The organism is Streptomyces sp. CA-106110 (genome assembly GCF_050936285.1).
GTDB lineage: Bacteria > Actinomycetota > Actinomycetes > Streptomycetales > Streptomycetaceae > Streptomyces.
Window position 1 is genome coordinate 6,297,822 of record NZ_JBNJNB010000001.1, and the last position, 23,504, is coordinate 6,321,325.

Annotated in this window: 22 protein-coding genes and 1 tRNA gene; 8 read left to right on the forward strand and 15 right to left on the reverse strand. The window is 70.0% G+C overall.

Going from position 1 to position 23,504, the window contains the following annotated elements; all coding sequences use genetic code 11:
- Positions 1-60 precede the first annotated feature (60 nt).
- The gene (locus ACQEXA_RS29015) at positions 61-1,155 is read left to right on the forward strand and encodes a M23 family metallopeptidase (RefSeq protein WP_432930015.1); all 1,095 of its coding nucleotides are present in this window, start codon (positions 61-63) and stop codon (positions 1,153-1,155) included.
- Positions 1,156-1,211: 56 nt separating this feature from the next.
- On the opposite strand, the gene ACQEXA_RS29020 is transcribed toward ACQEXA_RS29015, so the two are convergent.
- The 5 genes from ACQEXA_RS29020 to ACQEXA_RS29040 all read right to left on the reverse strand — a co-directional run bounded on the left by ACQEXA_RS29020 (position 1,212) and on the right by ACQEXA_RS29040 (position 6,174).
- Complete coding sequence (locus ACQEXA_RS29020) at positions 1,212-2,111, reverse strand: Cof-type HAD-IIB family hydrolase (RefSeq protein WP_432930014.1); 900 nt, start codon at positions 2,109-2,111, stop codon at positions 1,212-1,214.
- A gap of 94 nt (positions 2,112-2,205) precedes the next feature.
- Positions 2,206-3,108: an LLM class flavin-dependent oxidoreductase gene (locus ACQEXA_RS29025; RefSeq protein WP_432930012.1), complete on the reverse strand. Its 903-nt coding sequence runs from the start codon at positions 3,106-3,108 to the stop codon at positions 2,206-2,208.
- A gap of 78 nt (positions 3,109-3,186) precedes the next feature.
- Entirely contained in the window at positions 3,187-3,747 is a 561-nt protein-coding gene (locus tag ACQEXA_RS29030; protein ID WP_432930010.1) for an RNA 2'-phosphotransferase, read from the reverse strand.
- Between the two features lie 547 nt (positions 3,748-4,294).
- Positions 4,295-6,049, reverse strand: a complete 1,755-nt coding sequence (locus tag ACQEXA_RS29035; RefSeq protein WP_432930008.1) for an SDR family oxidoreductase — start codon at positions 6,047-6,049, stop codon at positions 4,295-4,297.
- Positions 6,046-6,174, reverse strand: coding sequence for a hypothetical protein (locus tag ACQEXA_RS29040; protein ID WP_432930006.1), 129 nt, complete (start codon positions 6,172-6,174; stop codon positions 6,046-6,048). The genes ACQEXA_RS29035 and ACQEXA_RS29040 overlap by 4 nt, the downstream gene beginning before the upstream one ends.
- A 252-nt stretch (positions 6,175-6,426) precedes the next feature.
- On the opposite strand from ACQEXA_RS29040, the gene ACQEXA_RS29045 reads away from it, so the two are divergent.
- The 6 genes from ACQEXA_RS29045 (at position 6,427) to ACQEXA_RS29070 (ending at position 10,725) form a co-directional block, all read left to right on the forward strand.
- Positions 6,427-7,389 (forward strand): ABC transporter ATP-binding protein, encoded by a 963-nt coding sequence (locus ACQEXA_RS29045; protein ID WP_359390739.1) that lies wholly within the window; start codon positions 6,427-6,429, stop codon positions 7,387-7,389.
- Positions 7,379-8,287 carry an ABC transporter permease gene (locus tag ACQEXA_RS29050; RefSeq protein WP_432930004.1) on the forward strand — a complete coding sequence of 303 codons (909 nt, stop codon included), beginning with the start codon at positions 7,379-7,381 and terminating at the stop codon, positions 8,285-8,287. The genes ACQEXA_RS29045 and ACQEXA_RS29050 overlap by 11 nt, the downstream gene beginning before the upstream one ends.
- A complete protein-coding gene (locus tag ACQEXA_RS29055) occupies positions 8,284-9,195 on the forward strand; it encodes an ABC transporter ATP-binding protein (RefSeq protein WP_360990876.1) in 912 nt (303 codons plus the stop codon). The genes ACQEXA_RS29050 and ACQEXA_RS29055 overlap by 4 nt, the downstream gene beginning before the upstream one ends.
- A 10-nt stretch (positions 9,196-9,205) precedes the next feature.
- Positions 9,206-9,925 (forward strand): ABC transporter permease subunit, encoded by a 720-nt coding sequence (locus tag ACQEXA_RS29060; RefSeq protein ID WP_432930001.1) that lies wholly within the window; start codon positions 9,206-9,208, stop codon positions 9,923-9,925.
- Positions 9,926-10,124: 199 nt separating this feature from the next.
- Complete coding sequence (locus ACQEXA_RS29065; protein ID WP_432929999.1) at positions 10,125-10,364, forward strand: hypothetical protein; 240 nt, start codon at positions 10,125-10,127, stop codon at positions 10,362-10,364.
- Positions 10,365-10,639: 275 nt separating this feature from the next.
- Positions 10,640-10,725 (forward strand) — tRNA-Ser (locus ACQEXA_RS29070).
- Positions 10,726-10,914: 189 nt separating this feature from the next.
- On the opposite strand, the gene ACQEXA_RS29075 is transcribed toward ACQEXA_RS29070, so the two are convergent.
- From ACQEXA_RS29075 to ACQEXA_RS29115, 9 genes are all read right to left on the reverse strand, one after another.
- Complete coding sequence (locus ACQEXA_RS29075; RefSeq protein ID WP_432929997.1) at positions 10,915-11,724, reverse strand: HAD family hydrolase; 810 nt, start codon at positions 11,722-11,724, stop codon at positions 10,915-10,917.
- Complete coding sequence (gene serS, locus ACQEXA_RS29080) at positions 11,721-12,998, reverse strand: serine--tRNA ligase (protein ID WP_432929995.1); 1,278 nt, start codon at positions 12,996-12,998, stop codon at positions 11,721-11,723. The genes ACQEXA_RS29075 and serS overlap by 4 nt, the downstream gene beginning before the upstream one ends.
- A 533-nt stretch (positions 12,999-13,531) precedes the next feature.
- Positions 13,532-14,464, reverse strand: coding sequence for a prephenate dehydratase (gene pheA, locus ACQEXA_RS29085; protein ID WP_432929993.1), 933 nt, complete (start codon positions 14,462-14,464; stop codon positions 13,532-13,534).
- Between the two features lie 147 nt (positions 14,465-14,611).
- On the reverse strand, positions 14,612-15,976 hold the full coding sequence (gene efeB / locus ACQEXA_RS29090; RefSeq protein ID WP_432929991.1) for an iron uptake transporter deferrochelatase/peroxidase subunit: 1,365 nt from the start codon (positions 15,974-15,976) through the stop codon (positions 14,612-14,614).
- Positions 15,977-15,984: 8 nt separating this feature from the next.
- Positions 15,985-18,036, reverse strand: a complete 2,052-nt coding sequence (locus ACQEXA_RS29095) for a copper resistance CopC/CopD family protein (RefSeq protein WP_433134646.1) — start codon at positions 18,034-18,036, stop codon at positions 15,985-15,987.
- 79 nt (positions 18,037-18,115) lie between these two features.
- Positions 18,116-18,568: a copper chaperone PCu(A)C gene (locus tag ACQEXA_RS29100; protein ID WP_432929989.1), complete on the reverse strand. Its 453-nt coding sequence runs from the start codon at positions 18,566-18,568 to the stop codon at positions 18,116-18,118.
- Positions 18,565-19,239: an SCO family protein gene (locus ACQEXA_RS29105; RefSeq protein WP_432929987.1), complete on the reverse strand. Its 675-nt coding sequence runs from the start codon at positions 19,237-19,239 to the stop codon at positions 18,565-18,567. Before ACQEXA_RS29105 ends, ACQEXA_RS29100 begins: the two co-directional genes overlap by 4 nt.
- A 104-nt stretch (positions 19,240-19,343) precedes the next feature.
- Positions 19,344-20,093: a YcnI family copper-binding membrane protein gene (locus ACQEXA_RS29110; RefSeq protein ID WP_432929985.1), complete on the reverse strand. Its 750-nt coding sequence runs from the start codon at positions 20,091-20,093 to the stop codon at positions 19,344-19,346.
- A gap of 146 nt (positions 20,094-20,239) precedes the next feature.
- Positions 20,240-21,046 carry a hypothetical protein gene (locus ACQEXA_RS29115; RefSeq protein ID WP_432929983.1) on the reverse strand — a complete coding sequence of 269 codons (807 nt, stop codon included), beginning with the start codon at positions 21,044-21,046 and terminating at the stop codon, positions 20,240-20,242.
- A 243-nt stretch (positions 21,047-21,289) separates the two neighbouring features.
- On the opposite strand from ACQEXA_RS29115, the gene ACQEXA_RS29120 reads away from it, so the two are divergent.
- Complete coding sequence (locus tag ACQEXA_RS29120; RefSeq protein WP_432929981.1) at positions 21,290-21,745, forward strand: ATP-binding protein; 456 nt, start codon at positions 21,290-21,292, stop codon at positions 21,743-21,745.
- Positions 21,746-21,954: 209 nt separating this feature from the next.
- Here the strand turns inward: ACQEXA_RS29120 and ACQEXA_RS29125 are convergent, their stop codons facing one another.
- On the reverse strand, positions 21,955-23,412 hold the full coding sequence (locus tag ACQEXA_RS29125; protein WP_432929979.1) for an aminopeptidase P family protein: 1,458 nt from the start codon (positions 23,410-23,412) through the stop codon (positions 21,955-21,957).
- Positions 23,413-23,504: the final 92 nt, after the last annotated feature.

Sequence of the window (23,504 nt, forward strand, 5' to 3'; positions counted from 1 at the left end):
TTCCTCCAGCCGTAGGACGTCGACAGGACGGCGGCCGCGACACGGGCGACGATCATTGACATGCATTCATCTCATTGTTCTCGCCTGCTCATTCCCCTTCTGCTGTGCACCGTCGCGGCCTTACCGGCGAGGTCGGCCGCGGCCGAGAGCGGGACGGGGGGTGGTGGAGCGGATACCAGTGCCAGTGCCAGTGCCCGGGTGGCACGGCTGTACGACGACACGGCCGTGGTGGCCCGACAGTACGAGACCGGACGCCGTGAGGCCGAGAAACAGCACTCCATAGCGGGGCGGGACGACAAACTCATCGTCCGGGAGCGCACCTTGATCGCGGCCCTGCACAAGGACCTCGGCCGGATCGCGCGAGACCAGTACCGCAAGAGCGGAGGACTGTCCTATGTCCCGCAGACCCCGCTCCCGGACGGCACTAAGGAACTGACGCAGGGGCACGAAGTGCCCGGACGGGTGGACCTGGTGGTCGCGGACGCGGTCGCCAGGAGCCGTCTGGCGGAGACCCGCCTCACCGCGGACCGGGCACGGGCGTCGGCGCAGTGGCGGGCGCTGCAGAAACGGAACGGCGAACTCGCCGCGCGGAAGCGAACTCTGGAGGCGCAATTGGAACAGGCACGCTGGGTACTGCAGAGTCAGGCCAACGCGGCCGCGGCCGCGAGGACGTGCCGGGGTGCTGTCCACCTGGACCAGCCCCGCGGCAGGCTCGGACGCCCATGGGTGACGCCGGTGGAGACATATCGGCTCTCCGCGGGCTTCGGCAACGGCGGTCAGCACTGGGCGCACCGGCACACCGGCCAGGACTTCGCGGTGCCCATCGGGACGCCGGTGCGGGCGGTCGGGGCCGGGAAGGTGCTGCGGGTGACGTGCGGGGGCGCGTTCGGCATGGAAGTCGTGATCGCGCATCCGGGCGGCTACTGCACGCAGTACGCCCATCTCGCTGCCGTCGCCGTCGAACCGGGCGACCGAGTGGCCGCCGGGCAGCGGATCGCCCAGTCGGGTACGACGGGCAACTCGACCGGACCGCATCTGCACTTCGAGGTGCGGGCCACCCCGGAGCTGGCCTCGGTCGTCGATCCGGTGCCGTGGCTGGCGGCCCGGGGCGTGAAGCTGTCAGGCGCGTCTCGCCTGGGATCACCCGCGACGTGAGGCGTTGAGGTGTGTGCTCGGCGAACTCCGCCAGGCACCTTTCGCCGAGCCGCCCGTCAGTGATTCAGGGCGTCCTTGGCCGTCTCCCGCAACCGGTCCGCGAGGATCCGTTCGATGATCACGGCCACCCCGTCCTCGTTGTTCGCGACCGTACGCCCGGAGGCGGCGGCCATCACGTCCGGGTGCGCGTTGCCCATGGCGTACGACTGGCCGGCCCAGGTGAGCATCTCCACGTCGTTCGGCATGTCGCCGAAGGCGATGACCTCTTCGTGGGATATGCCGCGCTCGGCGCAGCACAGCGCGAGGGTGCTGGCCTTGGACACTCCTGGACCGCTGATCTCCAGCAGCGAGCTGGGGCTGGACCGGGTGATGGTGGCACGGTCTCCGACGGCGATCCGCGCCAGGGTGAGGAAGGCGTCGGGGTCCAGTTCCGGGTGGTAGGCGAGGACCTTGAGCACCGGCTGGTGCGCGCCGGGGGCGTCCGGGGCGAGCAGTTCCTCGGCGGACGCGAGCAGATCCGGAACCTCCACGTGGAGCTTCGGGTACCCCGGCTCCTGGTAGAAGCCGTACGTCTGCTCGATGGCGTAGACAGTCCCGGGTGCGGCGTCCCGCAGCAGTCCTACGGCGTCGACCGCGTTCTCCCGGGGCAGCTCCCGGACCTTGACGAAGCGGTGGGCGCCCGGGCCGCCGTGCAGGTCCACCACGGCGGCGCCGTTGCCGCAGATGGCCAGTCCGTGGCCGTGGACGTGGTCGCTGACGACGTCCATCCAGCGAGCCGGGCGGCCCGTGACGAAGAACACCTCGATGCCGGCCGCCTCGGCGGCGGCCAGCGCGGCGACCGTGCGCTCGGAGACCGACTTGTCGTCGCGCAGCAGAGTGCCGTCGAGATCGGTCGCGATGAGCCGGGGCGGAACTGCGGAGGCCGGGATCTCGGGCTGTCTGGTCGCTGAGGTCACGGGCCCCATTCTCGCGCATATGCCCACAGGGTCCTGAGAGGGGCCGCACAGACGGGTGTGACGCTGCTCACCAGCGGCGTCACACCCGGGCAGGTCAACGCAGCTGCGCCGGGGCCTCCATGGCGATCCGCTCGAAGACCTTCACATCGGAGGCGAAGTCGGAGTCGGGGATCGGCCAGTGGATCACGATGTCGGTGAAGCCCAGTTCGCGGTGCCGGCCGGCGAAGTCGACGAACGCGTCGAGGGACTCCAGCGGGCGGCCGCGGTCCGGGGTGAAGCCGGTGAGCAGGACCTTGTCGAGCTCCGTCACATCACGGCCGACCACGGCGCACGCCTCGGCCAGCTTCTCGGCCTGCGCCCGCAGGGCCTGCACCGACTGCTCGGGGGTGCCCGTCTCGAACAGCTTCGGGTCACCGGTGGTCACCCAGGCCTGACCGTGGCGCGCGGCGAGCTTCAGCCCGCGAGGCCCCGTCGCGGCCACCGCGAACGGCAGCCGGGGGCGCTGGACGCAGCCGGGGATGTTGCGCGCCTCGAGCGCGGAGTAGTGGGTGCCCTCGTACGAGACGGAGTCCTCGGTGAGCAGCCGGTCGAGCAGCGGGACGAACTCGCCGAACCGGTCGGCGCGCTCGCGTGGCGTCCAGGGCTCCTGGCCGAGGGCGGTGGCGTCGAAGCCGGTGCCGCCCGCGCCGATGCCCAGCGTGATCCGTCCGCCGGAGATGTCGTCGAGGGAGATCAGCTCCTTGGCGAGGGTGACCGGGTGCCGGAAGTTCGGCGAGGTCACCAGGGTGCCGAGGCGGAGGCGCTCGGTGACGGCGGCCGCGGCCGTCAGTGTCGGCACGGCGCCGAACCACGGGCCGTCGCGGAAGGACCGCCACGACAGGTGGTCATAGGTGTACGCGGTGTGGAAACCGAGCTCCTCGGCACGCTGCCACGCGGAACGCCCGCCCTCGTGCCAGCGGAGGTACGGCAGGATCACGGTGCTCAGACGCAGACTCATGCATCGAGCGTAAGGGGAGGTCCGGGTGGTCGTGTCCCGGGCATGATCGGCAGGACCCCGGAAATCACAGGTGAAAGGTCAGTGGGTTCCGGGGAAGCGCAGGTACTGCGGCGGTACGGCCTTGGTGAGCCAGACTCCGTTGGCGCTGACGTGGAAGACGTGGCCGTCGCGGTGCATGGCGTCGGCGTCCACGGTGAGGACGACGGGACGGCCGCGGCGGGCGCCGACCCGGGTGGCGGTCTCGCGGTCCGGCGAGAGGTGCACGTCGTGGCGGTTCATCGGCCGGAGACCCTCTGCGCGGATGGCGTCCAGATAGCGCGCCACGGTCCCGTGGTAGAGGAACGGAGGCGGGGTCGCCGGAGGAAGCCCCAGGTCCACCTCGACGCTGTGTCCCTGGCTGGCGCGGATCCGGGTGCCTTCGACGGCGAAGCGCTGCTTGTCGTTGTCGGCGACCACGTGCTCCAGCTCGTCCCGTGTGATCCGGAAGCCGTGCGCGGCCGTCGCGGCGAGCAGCGTGTCGATCTCCACCCAGCCGCCCTCGTCGAGCGTGAGCCCGATCCGCTCCGGCTGGTGTCGCAGGTGTTTCGAGAGGTACTTCGACACCTTCACGGTGCGTCTCTCGTCGTTCCCTTCGTTCATCTCTCCAGCGTGCGGCAGAGACGTGGATCACGCACTTGATTTTGACGCCGATGTTTGATCCACAAGCAAGTGGGGTTATCCACAGGCTACTTGGCAGTTCTGTGGACAACTGACGCCGGACTGAGGATGGTTAGCCAACTCTGCCCTCATTTAGGCTGTCTGTGGCCCCCTGGGGCAAGAGGGTTGCGTGAGGCCATAGTTCAGCTGATGTCCTGGCTGGTGATGCGAGGTCACACTGATCAACGTGGGGCAGCCTGCGGGTGCTTGTGCGCTGGTGTTCGGGAGGCGGCGGTAGGGCGCTGAAGAACTGATGAGTCGTCAATCATCGCCCCCACAAGGATGGACTGATGTCACTGTCCCACGCACCCACCGTCGACTCAGGTGATCTTCCCGAAGTGGACAGCGCAAGACGCAGAGGACGGGTAACTCGCCGCAAACGGGTAGTCAAATATGGCGTCCGTAAGCCATTTGCTGTCAGAGCCGGTCAAATAGCCCAATTATCACGACCAAAAAGGCGAAACAGCCCACCCCATGACCAACCGAGCGCTCACAAAGGCAGGTTCATCCTTCCGAACGCGCGCAGTGCCCTCGGTGTGAAGCGGGACATCAGATGCGCACCTCGTGCCTCAGGAGTCACAGGAACCACGGCCAGGTCGCGGACGACCGCGCGCAGGACCGCGTCGGCGACCTTCTCCGGTGGGTAGCCCCGCAACCCGTACCAGCGCGCCGCCCTCTCCTGCCGCCGCTTCTCCTCCGACGCGTCAACGCCGGTGAACCGCGCGGTCGATGTGATGTTGGTGTTGACGAGCCCGGGGCAGATGGCCGACACCCCGATGCCCTGTGCAGCGAGCTCCGCACGCAGGCACTCGCTGAGCATCAGGACCGCCGCCTTGGACGTGCTGTACGCGGGAAGCGTCTTGGAGGGCAAATAGGCGGCCGCAGAAGCGATGTTGACGATGTGACCGCCCTGCCCGCGGTCGGCCATCTGCTTCCCGAAGAGTCGGCAGCCGTGGATGACGCCCCACAGGTTGACATCGAGGACCTTGCGCCAGTCGTCCGCGGTCGTGTCGAAGAAGGAGCCGGCCAGACCGATCCCCGCGTTGTTCACCAGCACGTCCACCACGCCGTACTCGGTGGCGACCTTCTCGGCGAGCTTCTCCATGGCCTGCTCGTCGGAGACGTCGGCCGTTTCGGCCCATGCCGCGGCCGCCCCGCCCTGCCGGGCCTGCCCGGCCGTGCGGGCCGCGCCCTCCCCGTCCCGGTCGACGGCCACCACTCGGGCGCCGGCCTCGGCGAACGCGAGCGCGGTGGCCCGTCCGATGCCGCCGGCCGCTCCGGTCACCAGGACCAGCTGCCCGCCGAAGCGGTCCGCGTACCGTCCGCGGGCCGCCGGCGCGGGCCGTCCGTTCTCGACGGCGGTCACGAAGTCCGTGATCCAGCCGGCGACTTGATCGGGCCGTGTGCGCGGGATCCAGTGCTTCGCGGGCGATGTGCGGCGGGTGAGCTGCGGGGCCCACCGCTCGAGTTCGTCGTAGAGCCGCTCCGACAGGAACGCGTCGCCGAGGGGGGTGATGAGCTGCACGGGCGCGTGCGCGTAGGCGTCGGTGCGGGGGTGGCTCAGCCGGGACCGTACGTTGTCGCGGTAGAGCCAGGCGCCGTGGGCGGCGTCCGAGGGCAGCGACGGGGTGGGGTAGTCGCCGCCCGGCAGCCGCTCAGCTCGCTGCAGGATCCTCGGCCAGCGTCTGCCCAGGGGGCCGCGCCAGGCCAGTTCCGGGAGCACGGGCGTGTGCAGCAGGTACACGTACCAGGACCTGGCCCCCTGACCCAGCAGCTGGCCCACCCGGCGCGGGGTGGGACGGCTCATCCGCTGCCTGATCCAGTGCCCGAAGTGATCCAGGGACGGTCCGGACATCGACGTGAAGGACGCGATCCGGCCCTCGGTGCGCCTGACCGTGACGAACTCCCAGGACTGCACCGAACCCCAGTCGTGCCCGACGAGGTGCACCGGCCTGCCGGGGCTCACGGCGTCCGCGACCGCCAGGAAGTCGTCCGTCAGCTTCTCCAGCGTGAAACCGCCGCGCAGCGGCATCGGCGCCGTCGACCTGCCGTGGCCCCGGACGTCGTACAGCACGACGTGGAAACGGCAGGCGAGGCGGGTGGCCACCTCCGACCACACCTCCTTGCTGTCCGGATACCCGTGCACGAGCATGACCGTGGGCCGGCCCGGGTCCCCCAACTCCGCGACGCACAGCTCGATTCCGCCCGTGCGCACCCGGCGTTCGCGCGCCCCTGCGAGCGTCACCTGCCCACCACCCACCCCTGGCCGGCCATGAGGCACTCCTCCTCCGCGTACTCGGTCGCGAGTCGCCGCACCGTTCGGAACTCCCGCAGATCGGCGCGGCGTTCGGCCGACACCTCCGTTGTCACGGCATCGCCCTCGCCATGCCACCGCCTCCCGGCAGCGGCGACGACTGCGCTACGTGCCCGTAACGTGACACCGGCGAATCTCGCAGTTGTTAGAGAAGTCGTCAATAGCACCGTCTCGGCCTGTGGAAAACCCGGTGGGTGTTCGACCTCAGGGTGACCCCTAAGGACCTGTACGACTGGAGTCGGACACGAATACTGCTCTGGGGTCTGACGACGGGCGTGGTGCGTGTCACTACCGTCGGGTACGTGACTGTGATCGCGACCGAAAGCCTGAGCAAGCGGTTCCCGAGGGTGACCGCGCTTGACCGGCTCTCCGTGGACGTCGGACCCGGTGTGACGGGGCTCGTCGGTGCCAATGGAGCCGGCAAGTCCACATTGATCAAGATCCTGCTGGGTCTGTCCCCCGCCACCGAGGGCCGCGCCGAAGTGCTCGGACTCGATGTCGCCACCAAGGGCGGCGCCATCCGTGAGCGCGTCGGGTACATGCCGGAGCACGACTGCCTGCCGCCCGACGTGTCGGCCACCGAGTTCGTCGTCCACATGGCGCGGATGTCCGGGCTGCCCCCGGCGGCCGCCCGTGAGCGCACCGCGGACACCCTGCGCCACGTCGGTCTGTACGAGGAGCGCTATCGCCCCATCGGCGGCTACTCGACCGGCATGAAGCAGCGCGTCAAGCTCGCTCAGGCCCTTGTCCACGACCCGCAGCTGGTCTTCCTGGACGAGCCGACCAACGGTCTCGACCCGGTCGGCCGCGACGAGATGCTCGGCCTGATCCGCCGGGTCCACACGGACTTCGGCATCTCGGTCCTGGTCACCTCCCACCTGCTCGGCGAGCTGGAACGCACCTGCGACCACGTCGTCGTCATCGACGGCGGCAAGCTCCTGCGGTCCAGCTCCACCCGGGACTTCACCCAGACCACGACGACACTCGCGGTCGAGGTCACCGACACCGACGAGCACCCGGACGGCACCGGCGCGGTCCGCGACGCTCTCCTGGCGCGCGGGGTGACCACCCACGAGGGCAGCGGTCTGCCGGGCGCCGGGCACATCCTGCTGCTGACCGCGGAGGGCGAGCAGACGTACGACACGGTCAGGGACGTCGTCGCGGAGCTGGGTCTCGGCCTGGTCCGCATGGAGCAGCGCAGGCACCAGATCGCCGAGGTCTTCAAGGACAGCGACGAGCAGCGGAAGGAGGCGGTCGGCCATGGCGGTTGAGCAGCCCACGGCCCGTGAGGCCGAGCAGACCCGGATCCACAACATCGGCTACCGCACGTACGACGGTCCGCGCCTGGGCCGTGCCTACGCGCGCCGTTCGCTGTACTCGCAGTCCCTGCGCGGCGCCTACGGCCTCGGCCGCTCGGTGAAGTCCAAAGTGCTGCCGATGCTGCTGTTCGTGGTGATGTGCGCACCGGCCCTGATCATGGTGGCGGTCGCGGTGGCCACCAAGGCGAAGGACCTGCCCGTCGAGTACACGCGCTACGCGATCATCATGCAGGCTCTCATCGGCCTGTACGTCGCCTCGCAGGCGCCCCAGTCGGTCTCCCGGGATCTGCGCTTCAAGACCGTGCCCCTGTATTTCTCGCGGCCCATCGAGACCGCCGACTACGTGCGCGCCAAGTACGCGGCCCTGGCCTCGGCGATGTTCATCCTGACGGCCACGCCGCTGCTCGTCCTGTACGTGGGCGCACTGCTCGCCAAGCTGGACTTCGGCCATCAGACGAAGGGATTCGCGGAAGGACTGGTCTCCGTGGCCCTGCTCTCCCTGCTGTTCTCCGGCATCGGCCTGGTCATCGCCGCGGCCACCCCCCGGCGCGGGTTCGGCATCGCGGCCGTCATCGCCGTGCTCACCATCTCGTACGGGGCCGTCTTCACGATCCAAACCATCGCGCACGTGCAGTCGGCCGGCTCCGACGCCATCGTCTGGATGGGACTGTTCTCGCCCGTCACGCTCATCGACGGCGTGCAGACGGCCTTCCTGGGGGCGACCTCCTCCTACCCCGGAGGGGAAGGACCCTCGGCCGCGCAGGGCGTCGTCTTCCTCCTCGTCGTCCTCGGACTCATCGCGGGCAGCTACGGCCTGCTGACGCGCCGCTACCGAAAGGCCGGACTGTGACCACGCTCTCCATCGACCACGTCTCGCGCTGGTTCGGCAACGTGGTCGCCGTCAACGACGTCACCATGAACGTCGGCCCCGGGGTGACCGGCCTGCTCGGCCCGAACGGCGCCGGAAAGTCGACCCTGATCAACATGATGGGCGGCTTCCTCGCCCCCTCCACCGGCACCGTCACCCTCGACGGACAGCCCGTGTGGGGCAATGAGCAGATCTACCGGCACATCGGCATCGTCCCCGAGCGTGAGGCGATGTACGACTTCCTCACCGGCCAGGAATTCGTCGTCGCCAACGCCGAGTTGCACGGCCTCGGCGCGAAGGCCGCCGCGCGGGCCCTCGCCACGGTGGAGATGGAGTACGCGCAGGACCGGAAGATCTCGACGTACTCCAAGGGCATGCGCCAGCGCGTGAAGATGGCGTCCGCCCTCGTGCACGATCCGTCCCTGCTGCTGCTCGACGAGCCGTTCAACGGCATGGACCCGCGCCAGCGGATGCAGCTCATGGAGCTGCTGAAGCGCATGGGTGCCGAGGGCCGCACGGTGCTGTTCTCGTCCCACATCCTCGAAGAGGTCGAGCAACTCGCCTCGCACATCGAGGTGATCGTCGCCGGACGGCACGCGGCGAGCGGCGACTTCCGCAAGATCCGCCGCCTGATGACCGACCGCCCGCACCGCTATCTGGTGCGTTCCAGTGACGATCGCGCGCTGGCGGCCGCGCTGATCGCCGACCCGTCGACGTCGGGTATCGAGGTCGACCTCACCGAGGGTGCGCTGCGCATCCAGGCGGTCGACTTCGGCCGGTTCACGGCCCTGCTGCCGAGGGTCGCCCGTGATCACGGCATCCGGCTGCTCACCGTGTCACCGTCGGACGAGTCCCTCGAGTCCGTCTTCTCGTACCTGGTCGCGGCGTAGGAGGCCGAAGATGTACGACCCCACAGTCGCCCGGCTCACCTACCGGGGCCTGCTCGGCCGCCGCCGGGCCCTCATCCTCGGCGCACTGCCCCTGCTGCTCGTCGTGATCTCCGCGGTCGTCCGGTCGCTGACCGGCGCCGACGACCAGGTGGCGCATGACGTCCTCGGCGGATTCGCGCTCACCACGATGGTGCCGATCATCGGCGTCATCGCCGGCACCGGCGCGATCGGGCCGGAGATCGACGACGGCTCGGTGGTGTACCTGCTGGCCAAGCCGGTGAAGCGGCCCACGATCATCTTCACCAAGCTGATCGTGGCGATCGCCGTCACCATGGCGTTCTCGGCGCTGCCGACGTTCGTCGCCGGGATGATCCTGAACGGCAACGGACAGCAGATCGCGGTCGCGTACACCGTCGCCGCGCTGGTCGCCTCCATCGCGTACGCCGCGCTGTTCCTGCTGCTCGGCACAGTGAGCCGGCACGCGGTGGTCTTCGGGCTGGTCTACGCGCTGGTCTGGGAGGCACTCTTCGGCTCGCTGGTCTCCGGGGCGCGCACGCTCAGTGTTCAGCAGTGGGCGCTCGCCGTGGCCCACAAGGTCTCCGACAGTTCCCTCGTCACCTCGGACGTGGGGCTGCCCACCGCGACGGCGCTGCTGATCGCGGTGACCGTCGCCGCCACCTGGTACGCGGGCCAGAAGCTGCGGAAGCTGACGCTGACGGGCGAGGAGTAACCCCGGGCCGAGCTCCGGTGGAGGTGCGTCCCGAAAGCGGCCGTGCCTTCACCGGAGCCGTCTCGTCTTCCGGCGGTCGTTCCTGCCGCCGTTCTTGCTCGCCGTCGTTCTTGCCTTGTTCGAAGGTTTTTTTGACGGCGGTTTCACGCCTGCCCGGGCACACTTGGGCAAAGGGGATACACAGTGGAAAGGAACGGGGATGGCAGCGCAGGCACCAGACGGAAACGGGGCGGGCGAGGCCGGAGACATATTCGACGGTGTCGTGTTCGACGAGGACTTCATACGGTCCGCGCCGACCACCGAGCCTTCGGGACGCGCCCGGATGCTCGCCGCGCGGTGGCGCGACCAGGCGCCCGATCCCCAGCCGTGGCGCTCCGACCAGCCGCCCGCCGGCTGGTTCTTCAGCAAGGCGCGCCGTCGTAAGTGGCGGCGCCGGTAGCGGCCCCGCACGCCCTGCGGCCGGCGGGTTTTATTCAGTGGCGCCCGATCCGGCGGACGGGCACAGTGATGACGTCCACGACGCCGGACGATCCGGCGCCACGTTCTGGGAGAGGAGCCGGGTGATGTCCATGCACGACAGTTCGCCGGGCTCCCCGCAGGGCGGCCCGCGGCGGGCTCCGGAGTAGTTACCCCTCCGTCGAGCCCCGCCCCCACGGGGAGCTGCCCGGGGCGGCCGCTTCGAGCGCGCGACACGTTCGCGCGGGCCGCCCACCCGGAGGATTGGCCGAGTGGCAAGGCACCGGCTTGCTAAGCCGTGGTCGGGGTCAGTCCCCGCGCGCGTTCGATCCGCGCATCCTCCGCGAGATGTCATGAGTGCGACCAGACAAGTTCCAAGGTCCTGGCCGGGTTCCGAGCGGCTGCCCTGACCGGTTTCCGAGCAGGTTCCCCAGACGGTTCTCCCTGGCCGAAGTTCCCGGACCGGGTTGCAGATGGGGTTTCGGATCGGGTTTCCGGTCGGCGTACGCCGTGCACGCCTTCGCGTTCCCCCGCTATCCGAGCAACCGTTCCAGCACCACGGCTATGCCGTCCTCTTCATTGGACAGCGTCACCTCGTCCGCGACCGCCTTGAGCTCCTCGTGCGCGTTGGCCATGGCCACGCCGTGCGCCGCCCAGGTGAACATCGGGACATCGTTCGGCATGTCGCCGAAGGCGATCGTGTCAGCGGCCGTCACCCTGAGGCGGCGCGCCGCCAGCGACAGTCCCGTCGCCTTGGTCAGGCCCAGGGGGAGGATCTCCACGATCCCCTCGCCCGCCATGGTCACCCCGACCAGGCCGCCCGCGGCCTGCCGCGCCGCCTCGGCCAGCTCGTCGTCGCCCAGCCTCGGGTGCTGGAGGTACACCTTGTTCAGCGGCGCCGACCACAGGTCTTCTGGGTCCCTGATCGGCTGGTACGGAAGCGGCCCCTCATGGACCCGGTACCCGGGGCTCACCAGGACCTCCCCGTCCAGGCCGTCCCGGCTGGCGGCCAGCAGCAGCGGGCCCACCTCGGCCTCGATCTTCGCCAGCGCCAGGGTCGCGATCCGCCGGTCCAGCGTCACCGACGTCAGCAGCCGGTGCTCTCCCGCGTCGTACACCTGCGCTCCCTGGCCGCACACCGCGAGGCCCCGGTAGCCGAGGTCATCGAGGATGTGACGCGTCCAGGGCACCGCGCGCCCGGTGACGACGATATGCGCCGCGCCCGCCGCGGCGAGCGCCTCACGCGTGCGCTGCGAGACCGTCCCGTCGGGGCGCAGCAGCGTCCCGTCGAGATCGGTGGCTATCAGCTGGTAGGGGAAACCCGCGACCTCTGCCGTGCTCACTTGCCCACGGGCTCCAGCAGCTCCCGGCCGCCCAGGTACGGGCGCAGGATCTCCGGGACCCGTACCGAGCCGTCGGCCAGCTGGTGGTTCTCCAGGATGGCCACGATCGTGCGGGGTACGGCGCACAGCGTGCCGTTCAGCGTCGCGAGCGGCTGCACCTTCTTGCCGTCCCGCATACGGACCGAGAGCCGGCGTGCCTGGAAGCTGTCGCAGTTGGAGGTCGAGGTCAGCTCGCGGTACTTGCCCTGGGTGGGGATCCAGGCCTCGCAGTCGTACTTACGCGAGGCGGACGCGCCCAGGTCGCCCGTCGCCACGTCGATCACCTGGAACGGCAGCTCAAGAGCGGCGAGCCACTCCTTCTCCCACTCCAGGAGCCGCTTGTGCTCGTTCTCGGCGTCCTCGGGGTCCACGTACGAGAACATCTCGACCTTGTCGAACTGGTGCACGCGGAAGATGCCCCGCGTGTCCTTGCCGTACGTGCCGGCCTCGCGGCGGAAGCACGGCGAGAAGCCCGCGTAGCGCAGCGGTAGCTGCTCCGCGTCCACGATCTCGTCCATGTGGTACGCGGCGAGCGGGACCTCGGAGGTGCCGACCAGGTAGAAGTCGTCCTTCTCCAGGTGGTACACGTTCTCCGCGGCCTGGCCGAGGAAGCCGGTGCCCTCCATGGCACGCGGGCGGACCAAGGCGGGGGTCAGCATCGGAGTGAACCCGGCCTCCACGGCCTTCGCCATCGCCGCGTTCACGAGCGCCAGCTCCAGCAGGGCGCCGACACCCGTCAGGTAGTAGAAGCGCGAGCCGGAGACCTTCGCGCCGCGCTCCACGTCGATCGCGCCGAGCGCCTCGCCGAGCTCCAGGTGGTCCTTGGGCTCGAAGCCTTCGGCGCCGAAGTCGCGGATGGTGCCGTGCGTCTCCAGGACGACGAAGTCCTCCTCGCCGCCGACCGGGACGTCGGGGTGCACCAGGTTGCCGAGCTGGAGCAGGAGCCGCTTGGTCTCCTCGTCGGCCTCGTGCTGCTCGGCGTCGGCCGCCTTGACGTCGGCGGCCAGCCGGCTCGCCTTCTCCAGCAGCTCGGCCTTCTCGTCGGCGGAGGCCTTGGGGATCAGCTTGCCGAGCGACTTCTGCTCGGAACGGAGCTCGTCGAAGCGGACACCGGACGACCTGCGCCGTTCGTCGGCAGAGAGCAGGGCGTCGACGAGCGCGACGTCCTCTCCACGGGCGCGCTGGGAGGCGCGAACACGGTCGGGGTCCTCACGGAGCAGGCGAAGGTCAATCACCCCTCAAGGCTACCGGTGCGGAGTTACGGCTCACGACTCTGTATTCGGATCCGCAGGTCATGTCCCGTTATTGGTCAATTACACTGTGTGTCAAGAAAAGGGGCGCCGCTCGCCCAAAAGGGGCACTTCGGTCGCGGAGCGTTGACTCGATTCCCTTGGGGTGCATGGGATTTGGCGTGCGCTTGTCCACAGGTGTCCACAGCCCCATGGAGTTATCCACAGGCTGTGCGGAAGATCTGTGGATTTCGGAAGTGATCATTCCGAATGGCCCGCCCAGCGAGGAGAATTCCCAGCCCAAAACCGAACGAGCTGCCCTTTTGGGTTCAAAAAGGTCACTCGAAAGCGGTGATCGAAAGAAACAGGTGGACAACTGTTGCGGACGCGCGGGTGGACGAAAGGCGATCCGTAGAGAGATTTGTCGACTGACGGACGCCACGCTGTCGACTTGTCCCCAGATCGAGATGCCAACCTGTGGATAACTTCTGTGGACAACGAAAATCTGCAGGTAGGACCGAACTCCTGGTCCCGACCGTCTAGAAGCGGCCGTCCTGACAGCGCGCCACCCAGTCCGCCGCCGTCATGAACTCGTCGTCCGACGTCCCGGGCAGCGGGGTCCGGACGTCGTCCGGTTTGATGTCCGCGCGCGGGTACGAACCGAGGTACCGCACCTGCAGACAGATCCGCTTGAGTCCCATCAGCGCCTCGGCCACCCGGCGATCCGAGATGTGGCCTTCCGCATCGATGCAGAAGCAGTAGTTCCCGATGCCGGCACCGGTCGGGCGGGACTGGAGCAGCATCAGGTTGACGCCCCGCACGGCGAACTCACCGAGCAGATCCCGCAGCCCGCCGGGGTGGTCGTCGCGCTGCCACAGCACGACGGACGTCTTGTCCGCGCCTGTCGGCGCCGCCGGCCGCGCAGGCCGGCCGACGAGCACGAACCGCGTCTGGGCGTTCTCCGCGTCGTGAATGCCGGTCTCCAGGGCCTTGAGGCCATAGCGTGCGGCGGCGAACTCGCCCGCGAACGCGGCGTCGTAGCGGCCCTCCTGGACCAGTCGGGCGCCGTCTGCGTTCGACGCGGCCGACTCCCAGACGGCGTCCGGGAGATTGGCCTTCAGCCAGTTGCGCACCTGCGGCTGGGCAGCCGGGTGCGCGGTGACCGTCTTGATCTCGGAGAGCCTCGTACCGGGCCGGACCAGCAGCGCGAAGGTGATCGAGAGCAGCACCTCGCGGTAGATCATCAGCGGCTCGCCCGCGACCAGCTCGTCGAGCGTGGTGGTGATGCCGCCCTCCACCGAGTTCTCGATCGGTACGAAGGCGGCCTCGGCCTCGCCGTTGCGGACGGCGTCGAGCGCCGCCGGGACCGACACCATCGGGACGAGCTCCCGGGTCGCGGCCTCGGGCAGAGTACGCAGGGCGACCTCGGTGAAGGTGCCCTCGGGACCGAGATACGCATAGCTGGCTGGCATGACCTCACCCTAATGGGCCGCGGCGGAACCCGGCTCACCGTCGTGACACGGCCGCCCCTCCCGGGGGACCCTCCCGACGGGGTGAGGCGGCCGGAGGCCCCGCGGACCGCCGAGGCCGCCCTGCCGTGAAGGAAGCGCCGCGCCGGGTCACCCCTCGAGCAGCCGCTGGCCCACGTACTCCCCTGGCGCGGCGCCGCCCGGCACCGCGAACAGGCCGCTCGCCTCGTGACGGATGAACTGGGAGAGCGCGTCCCCCCGGTCGAGCTTGCGCTGCACCGGGACGAAGCCGCGCAGCGGGTCCGCCTGCCAGCAGATGAACAGCAGCCCCGCGTCCGGCGCACCGTCCGGGCCGAAACCGTCGTGGTAGGAGAACGGCCGCCGCACCATCGCTGCGCCTCCGTTCTGATCGGGCCGCGTGATACGCGCGTGCGCGTTCATGGGGACGACCGGATTGCCGTCCGCGCCGGCTTTCTCCAGGTCCATCTCGGTCGTCTCACCACCGCCGCTCAGCGGCGCCCCATCGGACTTGCGGCGCCCGATGACATCCTCCTGGGCCTTGACCGAGAGCTTCTCCCAGTCGTCCAGGAGCATGCGGATCCGGCGCACGACGGCGTACGAGCCGTTCGCCATCCATGCCGGGTCGCCGGACGAGGGCAGGAAGATCCGGTGGTCGAAGTCCGCGTCGGTCGGCTTCGGATTGCGTGTGCCGTCGATCTGGCCCATCAGATTGCGGGCCGTCATGGGGTGCGCGGTCGCGCCCGGGGAGCGGTTGAATCCGTTCATCTGCCAGCGCAGCCGGGCCGCGCTGCCGGCGTCCTTCTGGATCGCACGCAGCGCATGGAAGGCGACGAGCGCGTCGTTGGCTCCGATCTGGACCCACAGGTCCCCGTCGCTGCGGGACTTGTCGAGGTGGTCGGAGGAGAAGTCGGGCAGCGGGTCCAGGGCCGAGGGGCGCTGTTTCTCCAGTCCCGTACGGGAGAAGAAGCTGTTCCCGAAGCCGAAGGTGATCGTCAGGGAGGACGGGCCGGCGTCCCGGGCGACGTCCGTGTCGCCGTGGTCGGCCGCCTCGCCCGCCATCAGCCGCTCCGCGGTGGCCGACCAGCGGCGCAGCAGAGCTGCGGCCTCCCGGCGCCCCGCGCCGGCGGCCAGGTCGAAGGTGACGAGGTGGCCGCGGGCCTGGAGGGCCTCGGTGATGCCGGGCTGATGTTTCCCGTGAAACATCGCCCGGTCCGAGCCGAGCGAGGCCAGCGGCGTGGCCTTCTCGGACGGTGCGGCGGCGTAACCGGCCGCCCCGCCCGCCGCACCCAGCGCGAGCCCGGTGGCACCCGCCGTGCCGAGGAGCCGCCGCCGCGAGATCACCCCGTGCGAGGGGGCGTCGCCGGGCACGGCATCCCCGGGGCCGCGTGGGCCGGGAGCGGGCTTGTCGAGGGCGCGCTTCCCGCCGGAACCGGCCTTCCCCTTCTGGGGCGGAACGGCCTCGGCGGGCGCTTCCGGTGTGGACTGGTCAGCCATGGTGTGTCTCAGCCGATCTTCGCGTTCTTGGTGACGGTCACTTGGTCGATGTCGGACGTCCGCACGGTCACCGCGATCTTCCAGTCGCCCGCCATGGGGATCTGCACGCCGATCGCGGACCAGTGGCCGATGGTGATGTGGTCGGCCGCGACGGGCAGCGGGCCGATGTTCTTGGACTCGAGAGTGAAGGCCACCTTCACTTCGGGGACGTCGAAGGGCTTGCCGTCGGGACGCACCATGTAGAGGTGCATCTCGTTTCCGCCGACGCGGGCCGGGTCGAGGGTGAACTGCACGGTTCCCTTGCCGTCCTGGCCGCCCGTGTCGAAGGGCATCTTCAGCGACAGGGGTCCGGACCGCTGTGTCGCGGAGGCGGTGGCGGCGCTGGCCGCCTCCTCCGTGCGTCCCGGCTCGGTGGTCGTCAGCGCGGTGGTGACGGCGAGCACGACGATCGCCACGGCCGCCTCGGCGAGCACGGAGCGGCGCAGCCCCGAACGGACAGGGTCGGAGTCCCGGGTCCGCTTGGCCCGGGCGGCGGCCATCGCGGCCTGCTGCCGGGCCAGCTGCGCGGCGCGCTCGGACCGCTTGGACGCTCCGGACCCCTTGCCTGCGGAGCCGCCCTCCTGGGCGGCCCCGCTCCGGCCCGCAGCCGCCTTGGAAACCCTGCCCTTGGCGGACACGCGACCATTGGCCGACGCTTTGGCCGCCACGGGCGACCGCTTCTTCGACGTCGTACGCCGTACCGTCACCCCCGAGGCCGGCGCATCCGCCAGCTGGGCGGTCCAGCGCCGTGAGATCCAGGCGAGGCCGACGAGGACGGCGACCAGACCGACCTTCACGAGCAACAGTTGGCCGTAGCCCGTCCCGGTCAGCGCCGACCACGAGCCGAGCTGACGCCACGACTGGTAGACGCCGGTCACCGCGAGCGTCGCGACGCTCCCGAAGGCGAGCCGCGAAAAACGCCGTACGGACGCCGCCTCGATCGACGGCGCCCAGTACAGGGCGACGAGCAGCGACGCGAGTCCGCCGAGCCAGACGGCGACCGCCAGCAGATGCAGAATGTCCACCGGCATGGCGAGCCCGGTCTGGATGCCGGTCGAGGCATGCTCGGCCATCGCCCAGGTCGCCGCGAGCCCCGCCGCGACGACCGTCCCGCCGACGGCGAGCCCGAAGGTCAAGTCCTTCTTCTCCGCCGCCCGGTCCGCGTCCTCCCCGTCCGAGGCGCCGTCACCCGGTGTGCTCTTCTCGTTGCCGAGCACACCGGACCCGTCCTCCTCACCGTCGGCGTCCCGTTTCACATACGCCCCGAAGAGCACCGCGATGAACAGCGCGCCCGCCGCGAGCAGCAGCAGCCGGGAGACCAGGGCCGCTCCCGCCTTCGTCTGCAACACCGGGCCGACCAGGGAGAGGTCGAAGATGTCCGCGACCTTCCCCGACCCCGTGTACGAACCGCGCAGGAGCAGCAGCGCGAGCGTGGCGGAGGTGAGCGCCACCCATCCGGAGACCACGAGCCGCTGAACCGCCCGCACGCCGGCGCCCCGCTGCCAGCAGGCCAGCACGAAGGCCGCACCGCCGATCATCACGATGAACCCGGCGTAGGACACGTACCGTGCGAACCCGTAGAGCCCCCCGACCACTCCGCCTCCCGCGCCCTGGCCGGAGGCGACGACCGTGGTCGCGGACGGGGCGCCGATGGAGAAGGTGAAGGCGCCGGAGACGGGGTGGCTGTCCGCGGACACCACCTGGTAGGTGACCGTGTAGGTGCCGCGGGCCAGCCCCGCGTGCAGCTTCACGCCGTACATCGTGCCGCTCAGGTTGGACGCCTGGCCGGTGTCGACGCGCTGTCCCTTCGGGTCGAGGACCCGCAGCGAGCCGTCGGAGAGCGCCACCTTCTCGGAGAAGGTGAGGGTGACCTGGGTGGGCGCCTTGTCGACCACTGTTCCCTGCGCGGGGTCGCTCCCGAGCAACGCGGCGTGCGCGGAGGCGGGGGCGGCAGCGCCGAACAGCGCGCCCGCGACGGCGAGCAGCAGTGCCAGCAGCACACGGACAGCCCTGGTCCGCAGCGTGCGCGGGAACGTCGTGCGGACGGTCCCGGGGACGTGCCCGTCGGAAGCGATGGCCTGCGTCACGGTGATCCCTCTCTCAGTGCCCGGTCATCGGGTTGTACGTCGCCGACTTCACCGGCATCTCGACCGTGACTGTTCCGGACTTGGCAAAGTGCAGTTGCACGGACACCTTCTCGCCCAGCTTCGGCTTGTGGGTGAGCTTCTCGAACATGAGGTGGTTGCCGCCGCTCGCGAAGTCGAGCTTGCCGTCGGCCGGCACGGCGAACGACTTCTCCTCCTCCATCTCGCCGCCCTTGGTGGAGTGCAGCGTGACGTCCGCGGCGAGGCCGCTGGTGACGGAGGTGAGGGTGTCCTCGCCGCCCGAGTTGGCGACGGTGAAGAAGCCGGCCGCCAAGTCGCCGGAGACCGGGGCCGGCATATAGGCGCCCGTCACCTTCAGTTGGGGATGCGCCGAAGCGGAGCCGCCGCAGCCCGCGAGCACCAGCCCCGCCGCTGTCGCCGCGGCGGCGCAGCCGAGACGGCGGTTCACGGGTTCTCCCCCTTGACGATCTTGGGGAGGTCCTTGATGTAGTCGTCGACGGTCGCGTCCTCGCCGTACACCACATAGCCGCCGTCGGTCTTCGGCGAGAACGCGATGACCTGGGTGCCGTGGGTGGAGACGATCTTGCCGTCCTTCTCCTTCTTCGGCGCCTCGATGCTGATGCCGAGGCTGCGGGCCCCGGCCTGGATGGTGGCGAAGTCGCCGGTCAGGCCCACGACATCGGGATCGATGCCGCCCAGCCAGGTGCTGAGCGCGGTGGGTGTGTCGCGCTCCGGGTCGGTGGTGACGAACACGATGCGCAGTGAGTCCTTCTGCGCCTGCGTCAGCTCCTTGCTCTTCTCCACCTCCTTCTTGGCGACCGCGAGGTTGTTCATGGTCAGCGGGCAGACGTCGGGGCAGTGGGTGTAGCCGAAGTAGATCAACGTGGGCTTGCCCTTGGTCTCGGCCCTGAGGTCGTACTTCTTGCCATGGGTGTCGGTGAGGACGAGGTCCGGCTTTGCGAACGGCTGGTCGAGCACGGTCCCGGCCTTGTCCGAGCCCGGCTCCATGGAGACCTGCGCGACCGGCTTGCCGGCGTCGTCGCCGGAACCGCAGGCGGAGAGGGTGAACGCGGCGGCGGCGAGAAGGCCGGCCGCGATGAGCGTTTTCTTCTTGTGCATTGAAAAATGTCCCAGATGTGAGTGCTCGGTGTGCGCCGGAGCCGTGCGCCATGCGGCACGGCGTGTCGCACGGCCCCGGCGCGGGCCCGGAGGCGAGATGGAGGTCAGGCCCCGGTGACGCGCCGACGGCCGGCCAGGACGCCGTACGCCACGCCCGCCGCGCCGACGACGATGCCCACGACGCCGAGGACGCGGGCGGTGGTGTCACTGCCGCCGGAGGATCCCTCGGCCGTGGTGTCCTTGCCGGGAGAGGTGACGGAGGCGTCCTCGGCCGTGGAGCCGTGGTGGCCGGAGGAGGAGGCGGAGGCCAGTTCGAGCACCGGGGCGGGGTTCTCGGGCTCCTCCTGGCCGTCCTTCTGGAGTTCGATCCAGCGGACGGTCTCCTTGTTGGAGTACGTCTGCAGGGCCTTGAAGACCAGTTGGTCGGCGTCCTCGGGCAACGGGCCGAGGGAGAGCGGGAACTTCTGGAAGTAGCCCGGTTCGATGCCCTTGCCGGTGGCGGTCCAGGTGATCTTGGTGACGGCCTCGTCGATCTGCTCGCCGTGCATCGTGAGCGGCTTGTCGAGCTTGGACTTGGTGATCTGCACCGTCCAGCCGTCGATCGGCTGCGGCATCACCGAGGCGAGCGGGTGGTCGGCCGGGAGGTTGACCTCGAGCTTGGTGGTCGAGGCGTCGTCGCGCTCGTTCGGCACCTTGAAGTCGACGACCGCGTAGCCGCCCTTGGCGGCCTGGCCCTCCGGCTGAACCGTGACGTGCGCGAACGCGGGCGAGGACAGGACGAGCACGGCCGATGCGGCGGCGGCACCGGCGACGGCGACGCGGGAAGCCCGCAGGGACCCGTTGATGGCCTTCATGGCAAAGAGCACTCCACTCCGAGTGAGAGTCCGTTGATGAAGAGGGGTACGCGTGCGCAGGGGTGACCTCTGGGGCACACCGCGGGCACGCGCGCATGCCGCACGACGGCAGCCCCTCCCCGTGACGGGTGGAGTGGCGCGTCGCGTCAGGCAGCGAGGAACTGAGGAGTGAAGGACGGCGGTCCGCGCCGGATCACCGTGTGCTGCAGTGCGGTCGTCCGCGCCTTCGGCGGAACGAGGAAGACGGTGTGCGGGGCGCGCGGCCCGGCTTCCGGTGTCGCCGGGAGCCCGGCCAGCAGGGCGCGCGCGAGCGTGAACGCCGACCGAAGGGACCGTACGAGCGCCCCCTCCGCGACCCCGTGCGCCGACAGTCGCATGAGCCGGGTCAGCGCCATGTCCCCGTGGCGCAGCACCCATCCGGCGGCGACGGCCGCGAGGACGTGTCCGAGCAGCATGGGCACGGAGGGCAGCACCGACCACCATGAACCGGCCGTGGCCGGGTGGTGCATGGCGGCCATGTCGGGGCCCGTGCCGAGACGTGCGTCGGTGAGGATCTTCTGGGCCTGCGCGGGGGAGATCGCCGCCGCGGTGGCGCCGCACATGATGTGCGCCGCCCGCGCCACGAGCGAGGCGTCGTACGAGGACATCGTGTTCGGGGCCACCGACATGGCACCGGAGTGCTGTCCCAGTCCGAAGAGCGTGTGCAGCGCGACCTGGCCCACCGCGAGGACCGCGGCGATGCCCGGCAGCGAACGCTCCCGCCCGGCGAGCGGAGCGGCGACGGAGAACACACCGAGGAAGCCCGCACCCAGCGTCCACAGCGGAACCGTGGCGCAGGAGGCGAGCCCGTGCCCCGCGGCAGCCAGCACGACGCAGACCGCGGCGAACACCGCGGCCCGCAGGGTCCGGAGATCACCTCCGGTGCGTACCGTGCGCTGGTGGGGGGCACTCATGGCGGCCTCATCATCCCACTGGCCACGCGGGCTTCGTACGGCAGGTCCGCAAGGTGACATCCGTACGGTTGTCGGAGGGGCGATCCGGAAGATCGCATTCTGGCGAGAACGGCCTAGCGCATACACCGGTCCGCTGCCCGGCGCATCCGCCGAATGAGCGGGATCTCGTCCGTCGGGCGATTGCGGTCCGCCACGCGCGGCAATACGTAACGGTATGTCGAGCCGCGGCCAGGAGGCTGGAGCATGAGCATCTGGTGGTCACTCCATCTGCGGCGCGAAGCTGCGAGCGTACCGCTCGCCCGACGGCTCCTTCTGGGCACGATGGAGACCGCGGGCGTCGACCCGGACATCTCCTACGACCTTTCCGTCGCCCTCAGCGAGGCCTGCGCCAACGCGGTCGAGCACGGCGGCGGCACCGCGCACGGCGGTACGTCCGAGGCGTACCGGGTCACGGCCTACCTCGACGGCGAGACGTGCCGTATCGAAGTAGCCGATTCGGGCCCCGGTTTCCCCACCGGCAGAACCCGGCCCGTGATCCGGCCGGCCCGCGCCGACGCCGAAAACGGGCGTGGCCTCTGTCTCATCCAGGAACTCGCCGACCACGTCCACATCGGCAACAGGCCGGACCGGACCGGTGCGGTGGTGAGCTTCGACAAGATCCTGAAATGGAAGAAGGACGCCCCGCTGGTCGCCGTGTAGCGAGGGGCCGGAGCTTTTCGGGGGAGCGGACGCGACGTGCGGCCGCAGTCCGAAACGCGGGGCGCGCGCGTGGGTACCGCCCGCCCGGGCAGCGACACAACCCCTGTCGTTCCGTCAAGTGCCCCTCGACGACGAGCTGGTCGTGCACGGCTTTCGCAGTTCGAACGGCCGGGTACCGCCCCTGCGGTACCCGGCCGTTCGATCGCGTATCAGCCCTTCAGGGCGGCCATCCATGCCTCGACCCCGTCGGAGCGCCGGGGCAGACCCGCCGAGAGGTTCCGGTTGCCGTCCTCCGTGACCAGGATGTCGTCCTCGATGCGGACGCCGATGCCGCGGTACTCCTCCGGGACGGTCAGATCGTCCGCCTGGAAGTACAGACCCGGCTCGACCGTGAGCACCATGCCCGGCTCCAGCGTGCCGTCCACGTACGTCTCGACGCGTGCGGCGGCGCAGTCGTGCACGTCCATGCCGAGCATGTGGCCCGTGCCGTGCAGGGTCCAGCGGCGCTGCAGGCCCAGCTCCAGGACGCGCTCCACCGGGCCCTCGACCAGACCCCACTCGACCAGCTTCTCGGCCAGCACCCGCTGGGAGGCGTCGTGGAAGTCGCGGTACTTGGCGCCCGGCTTCACCGCCGCGATACCGGCCTCCTGGGCCTCGTAGACGGCGTCGTAGATCTTCTTCTGGATCTCGCTGTAGGTGCCGTTGACCGGCAGCGTGCGCGTGACGTCCGCGGTGTAGTAGGTGTGCGTCTCGACACCCGCGTCCAGCAGGAGCAGGTCGCCGGGGCGGACCGGGCCGTCGTTGCGCACCCAGTGCAGGGTGCAGGCGTGCGGGCCGGCGGCGCAGATCGACCCGTAGCCGACGTCGTTGCCCTCCACGCGCGCGCGGAGGAAGAACGTGCCCTCGATGTAGCGCTCGGAGGTGGCCTCCGCCTTGTCGAGGACCTTCACGACGTCCTCGAAGCCGCGCACGGTCGAGTCGACCGCCTTCTGCAGCTCGCCGATCTCGAAGGCGTCCTTGACCAGCCGCATCTCGGACAGGAAGACGCGCATCTCCTCGTCGCGCTCGGCGGTCACCTTGTCGTGCAGCGCCGTCTCGATGGCGGCGTCGTACCCGCGGACGACCCGGACCGGGCCGGTGGCTTCCTTCAGCGCCTCCGGCAGCTTGCGCACGTCCGCCGCGGGGATGCCGTACAGCTGCTCGGACTCGGTGAGCGAGTGGCGGCGGCCGACCCACAGCTCGCCCTGGCCGGAGAGCCAGAACTCGCCGTTCTCCCGGTCGGAGCGGGGCAGCAGGTAGATCGTCGCCGAGTGGCCGTCGGCGGTCGGTTCCAGGACCAGGACGCCGTCCTCGATCTGGTTGCCCGTGAGGTACGCGTACTCGACGGAGGCGCGGAAGGGGTAGTCCGTGTCGTTCGAGCGCGTCTTCAGGTTGCCCGCGGGGATCACGAGACGCTCGCCCGGGAAGCGCGCGGAGAGCGCGGCGCGGCGGCCGGCGGTCTCGGTGGCCTGGGCGATCGGCTGCAGGTCGCGCAGCTCCGTGTCGGCCCAGCCGGACTTCATGTTCTCGGCCAGCTCGTCGGAAACGCCCGGGTACAGGCCGTTCTTGCGCTGCTTGATCGGCTCTTCGGTCTCTTCCGGGGTCTCCGGAGTGAGCTCGTCCGCCACGGTCATCCTCCTTGAATACGGCACTGGGCCTCCTCCATCGTACGGTCGTACTGAAGGGGGCCCGGGCCTGGAGGACCTGTTACCGCAGGCAG

What these genes read in the sequence shown, in the direction of transcription:
- ACQEXA_RS29120 (WP_432929981.1), top strand. Translation starts at nt 21,290, where the DNA reads ATGAGCATCTGGTGGTCACTCCATCTGCGGCGCGAAGCTGCGAGCGTA.
- efeB (WP_432929991.1), bottom strand. Translation starts at nt 15,976, where the DNA reads ATGGCTGACCAGTCCACACCGGAAGCGCCCGCCGAGGCCGTTCCGCCC.
- pheA (WP_432929993.1), bottom strand. Translation starts at nt 14,464, where the DNA reads ATGCCAGCCAGCTATGCGTATCTCGGTCCCGAGGGCACCTTCACCGAG.
- ACQEXA_RS29050 (WP_432930004.1), top strand. Translation starts at nt 7,379, where the DNA reads ATGGCGGTTGAGCAGCCCACGGCCCGTGAGGCCGAGCAGACCCGGATC.
- ACQEXA_RS29030 (WP_432930010.1), bottom strand. Translation starts at nt 3,747, where the DNA reads ATGAACGAAGGGAACGACGAGAGACGCACCGTGAAGGTGTCGAAGTAC.
- ACQEXA_RS29105 (WP_432929987.1), bottom strand. Translation starts at nt 19,239, where the DNA reads ATGCACAAGAAGAAAACGCTCATCGCGGCCGGCCTTCTCGCCGCCGCC.
- ACQEXA_RS29015 (WP_432930015.1), top strand. Translation starts at nt 61, where the DNA reads ATGCATTCATCTCATTGTTCTCGCCTGCTCATTCCCCTTCTGCTGTGC.
- ACQEXA_RS29025 (WP_432930012.1), bottom strand. Translation starts at nt 3,108, where the DNA reads ATGAGTCTGCGTCTGAGCACCGTGATCCTGCCGTACCTCCGCTGGCAC.
- ACQEXA_RS29065 (WP_432929999.1), top strand. Translation starts at nt 10,125, where the DNA reads ATGGCAGCGCAGGCACCAGACGGAAACGGGGCGGGCGAGGCCGGAGAC.
- ACQEXA_RS29060 (WP_432930001.1), top strand. Translation starts at nt 9,206, where the DNA reads ATGTACGACCCCACAGTCGCCCGGCTCACCTACCGGGGCCTGCTCGGC.
- ACQEXA_RS29110 (WP_432929985.1), bottom strand. Translation starts at nt 20,093, where the DNA reads ATGAAGGCCATCAACGGGTCCCTGCGGGCTTCCCGCGTCGCCGTCGCC.
- ACQEXA_RS29115 (WP_432929983.1), bottom strand. Translation starts at nt 21,046, where the DNA reads ATGAGTGCCCCCCACCAGCGCACGGTACGCACCGGAGGTGATCTCCGG.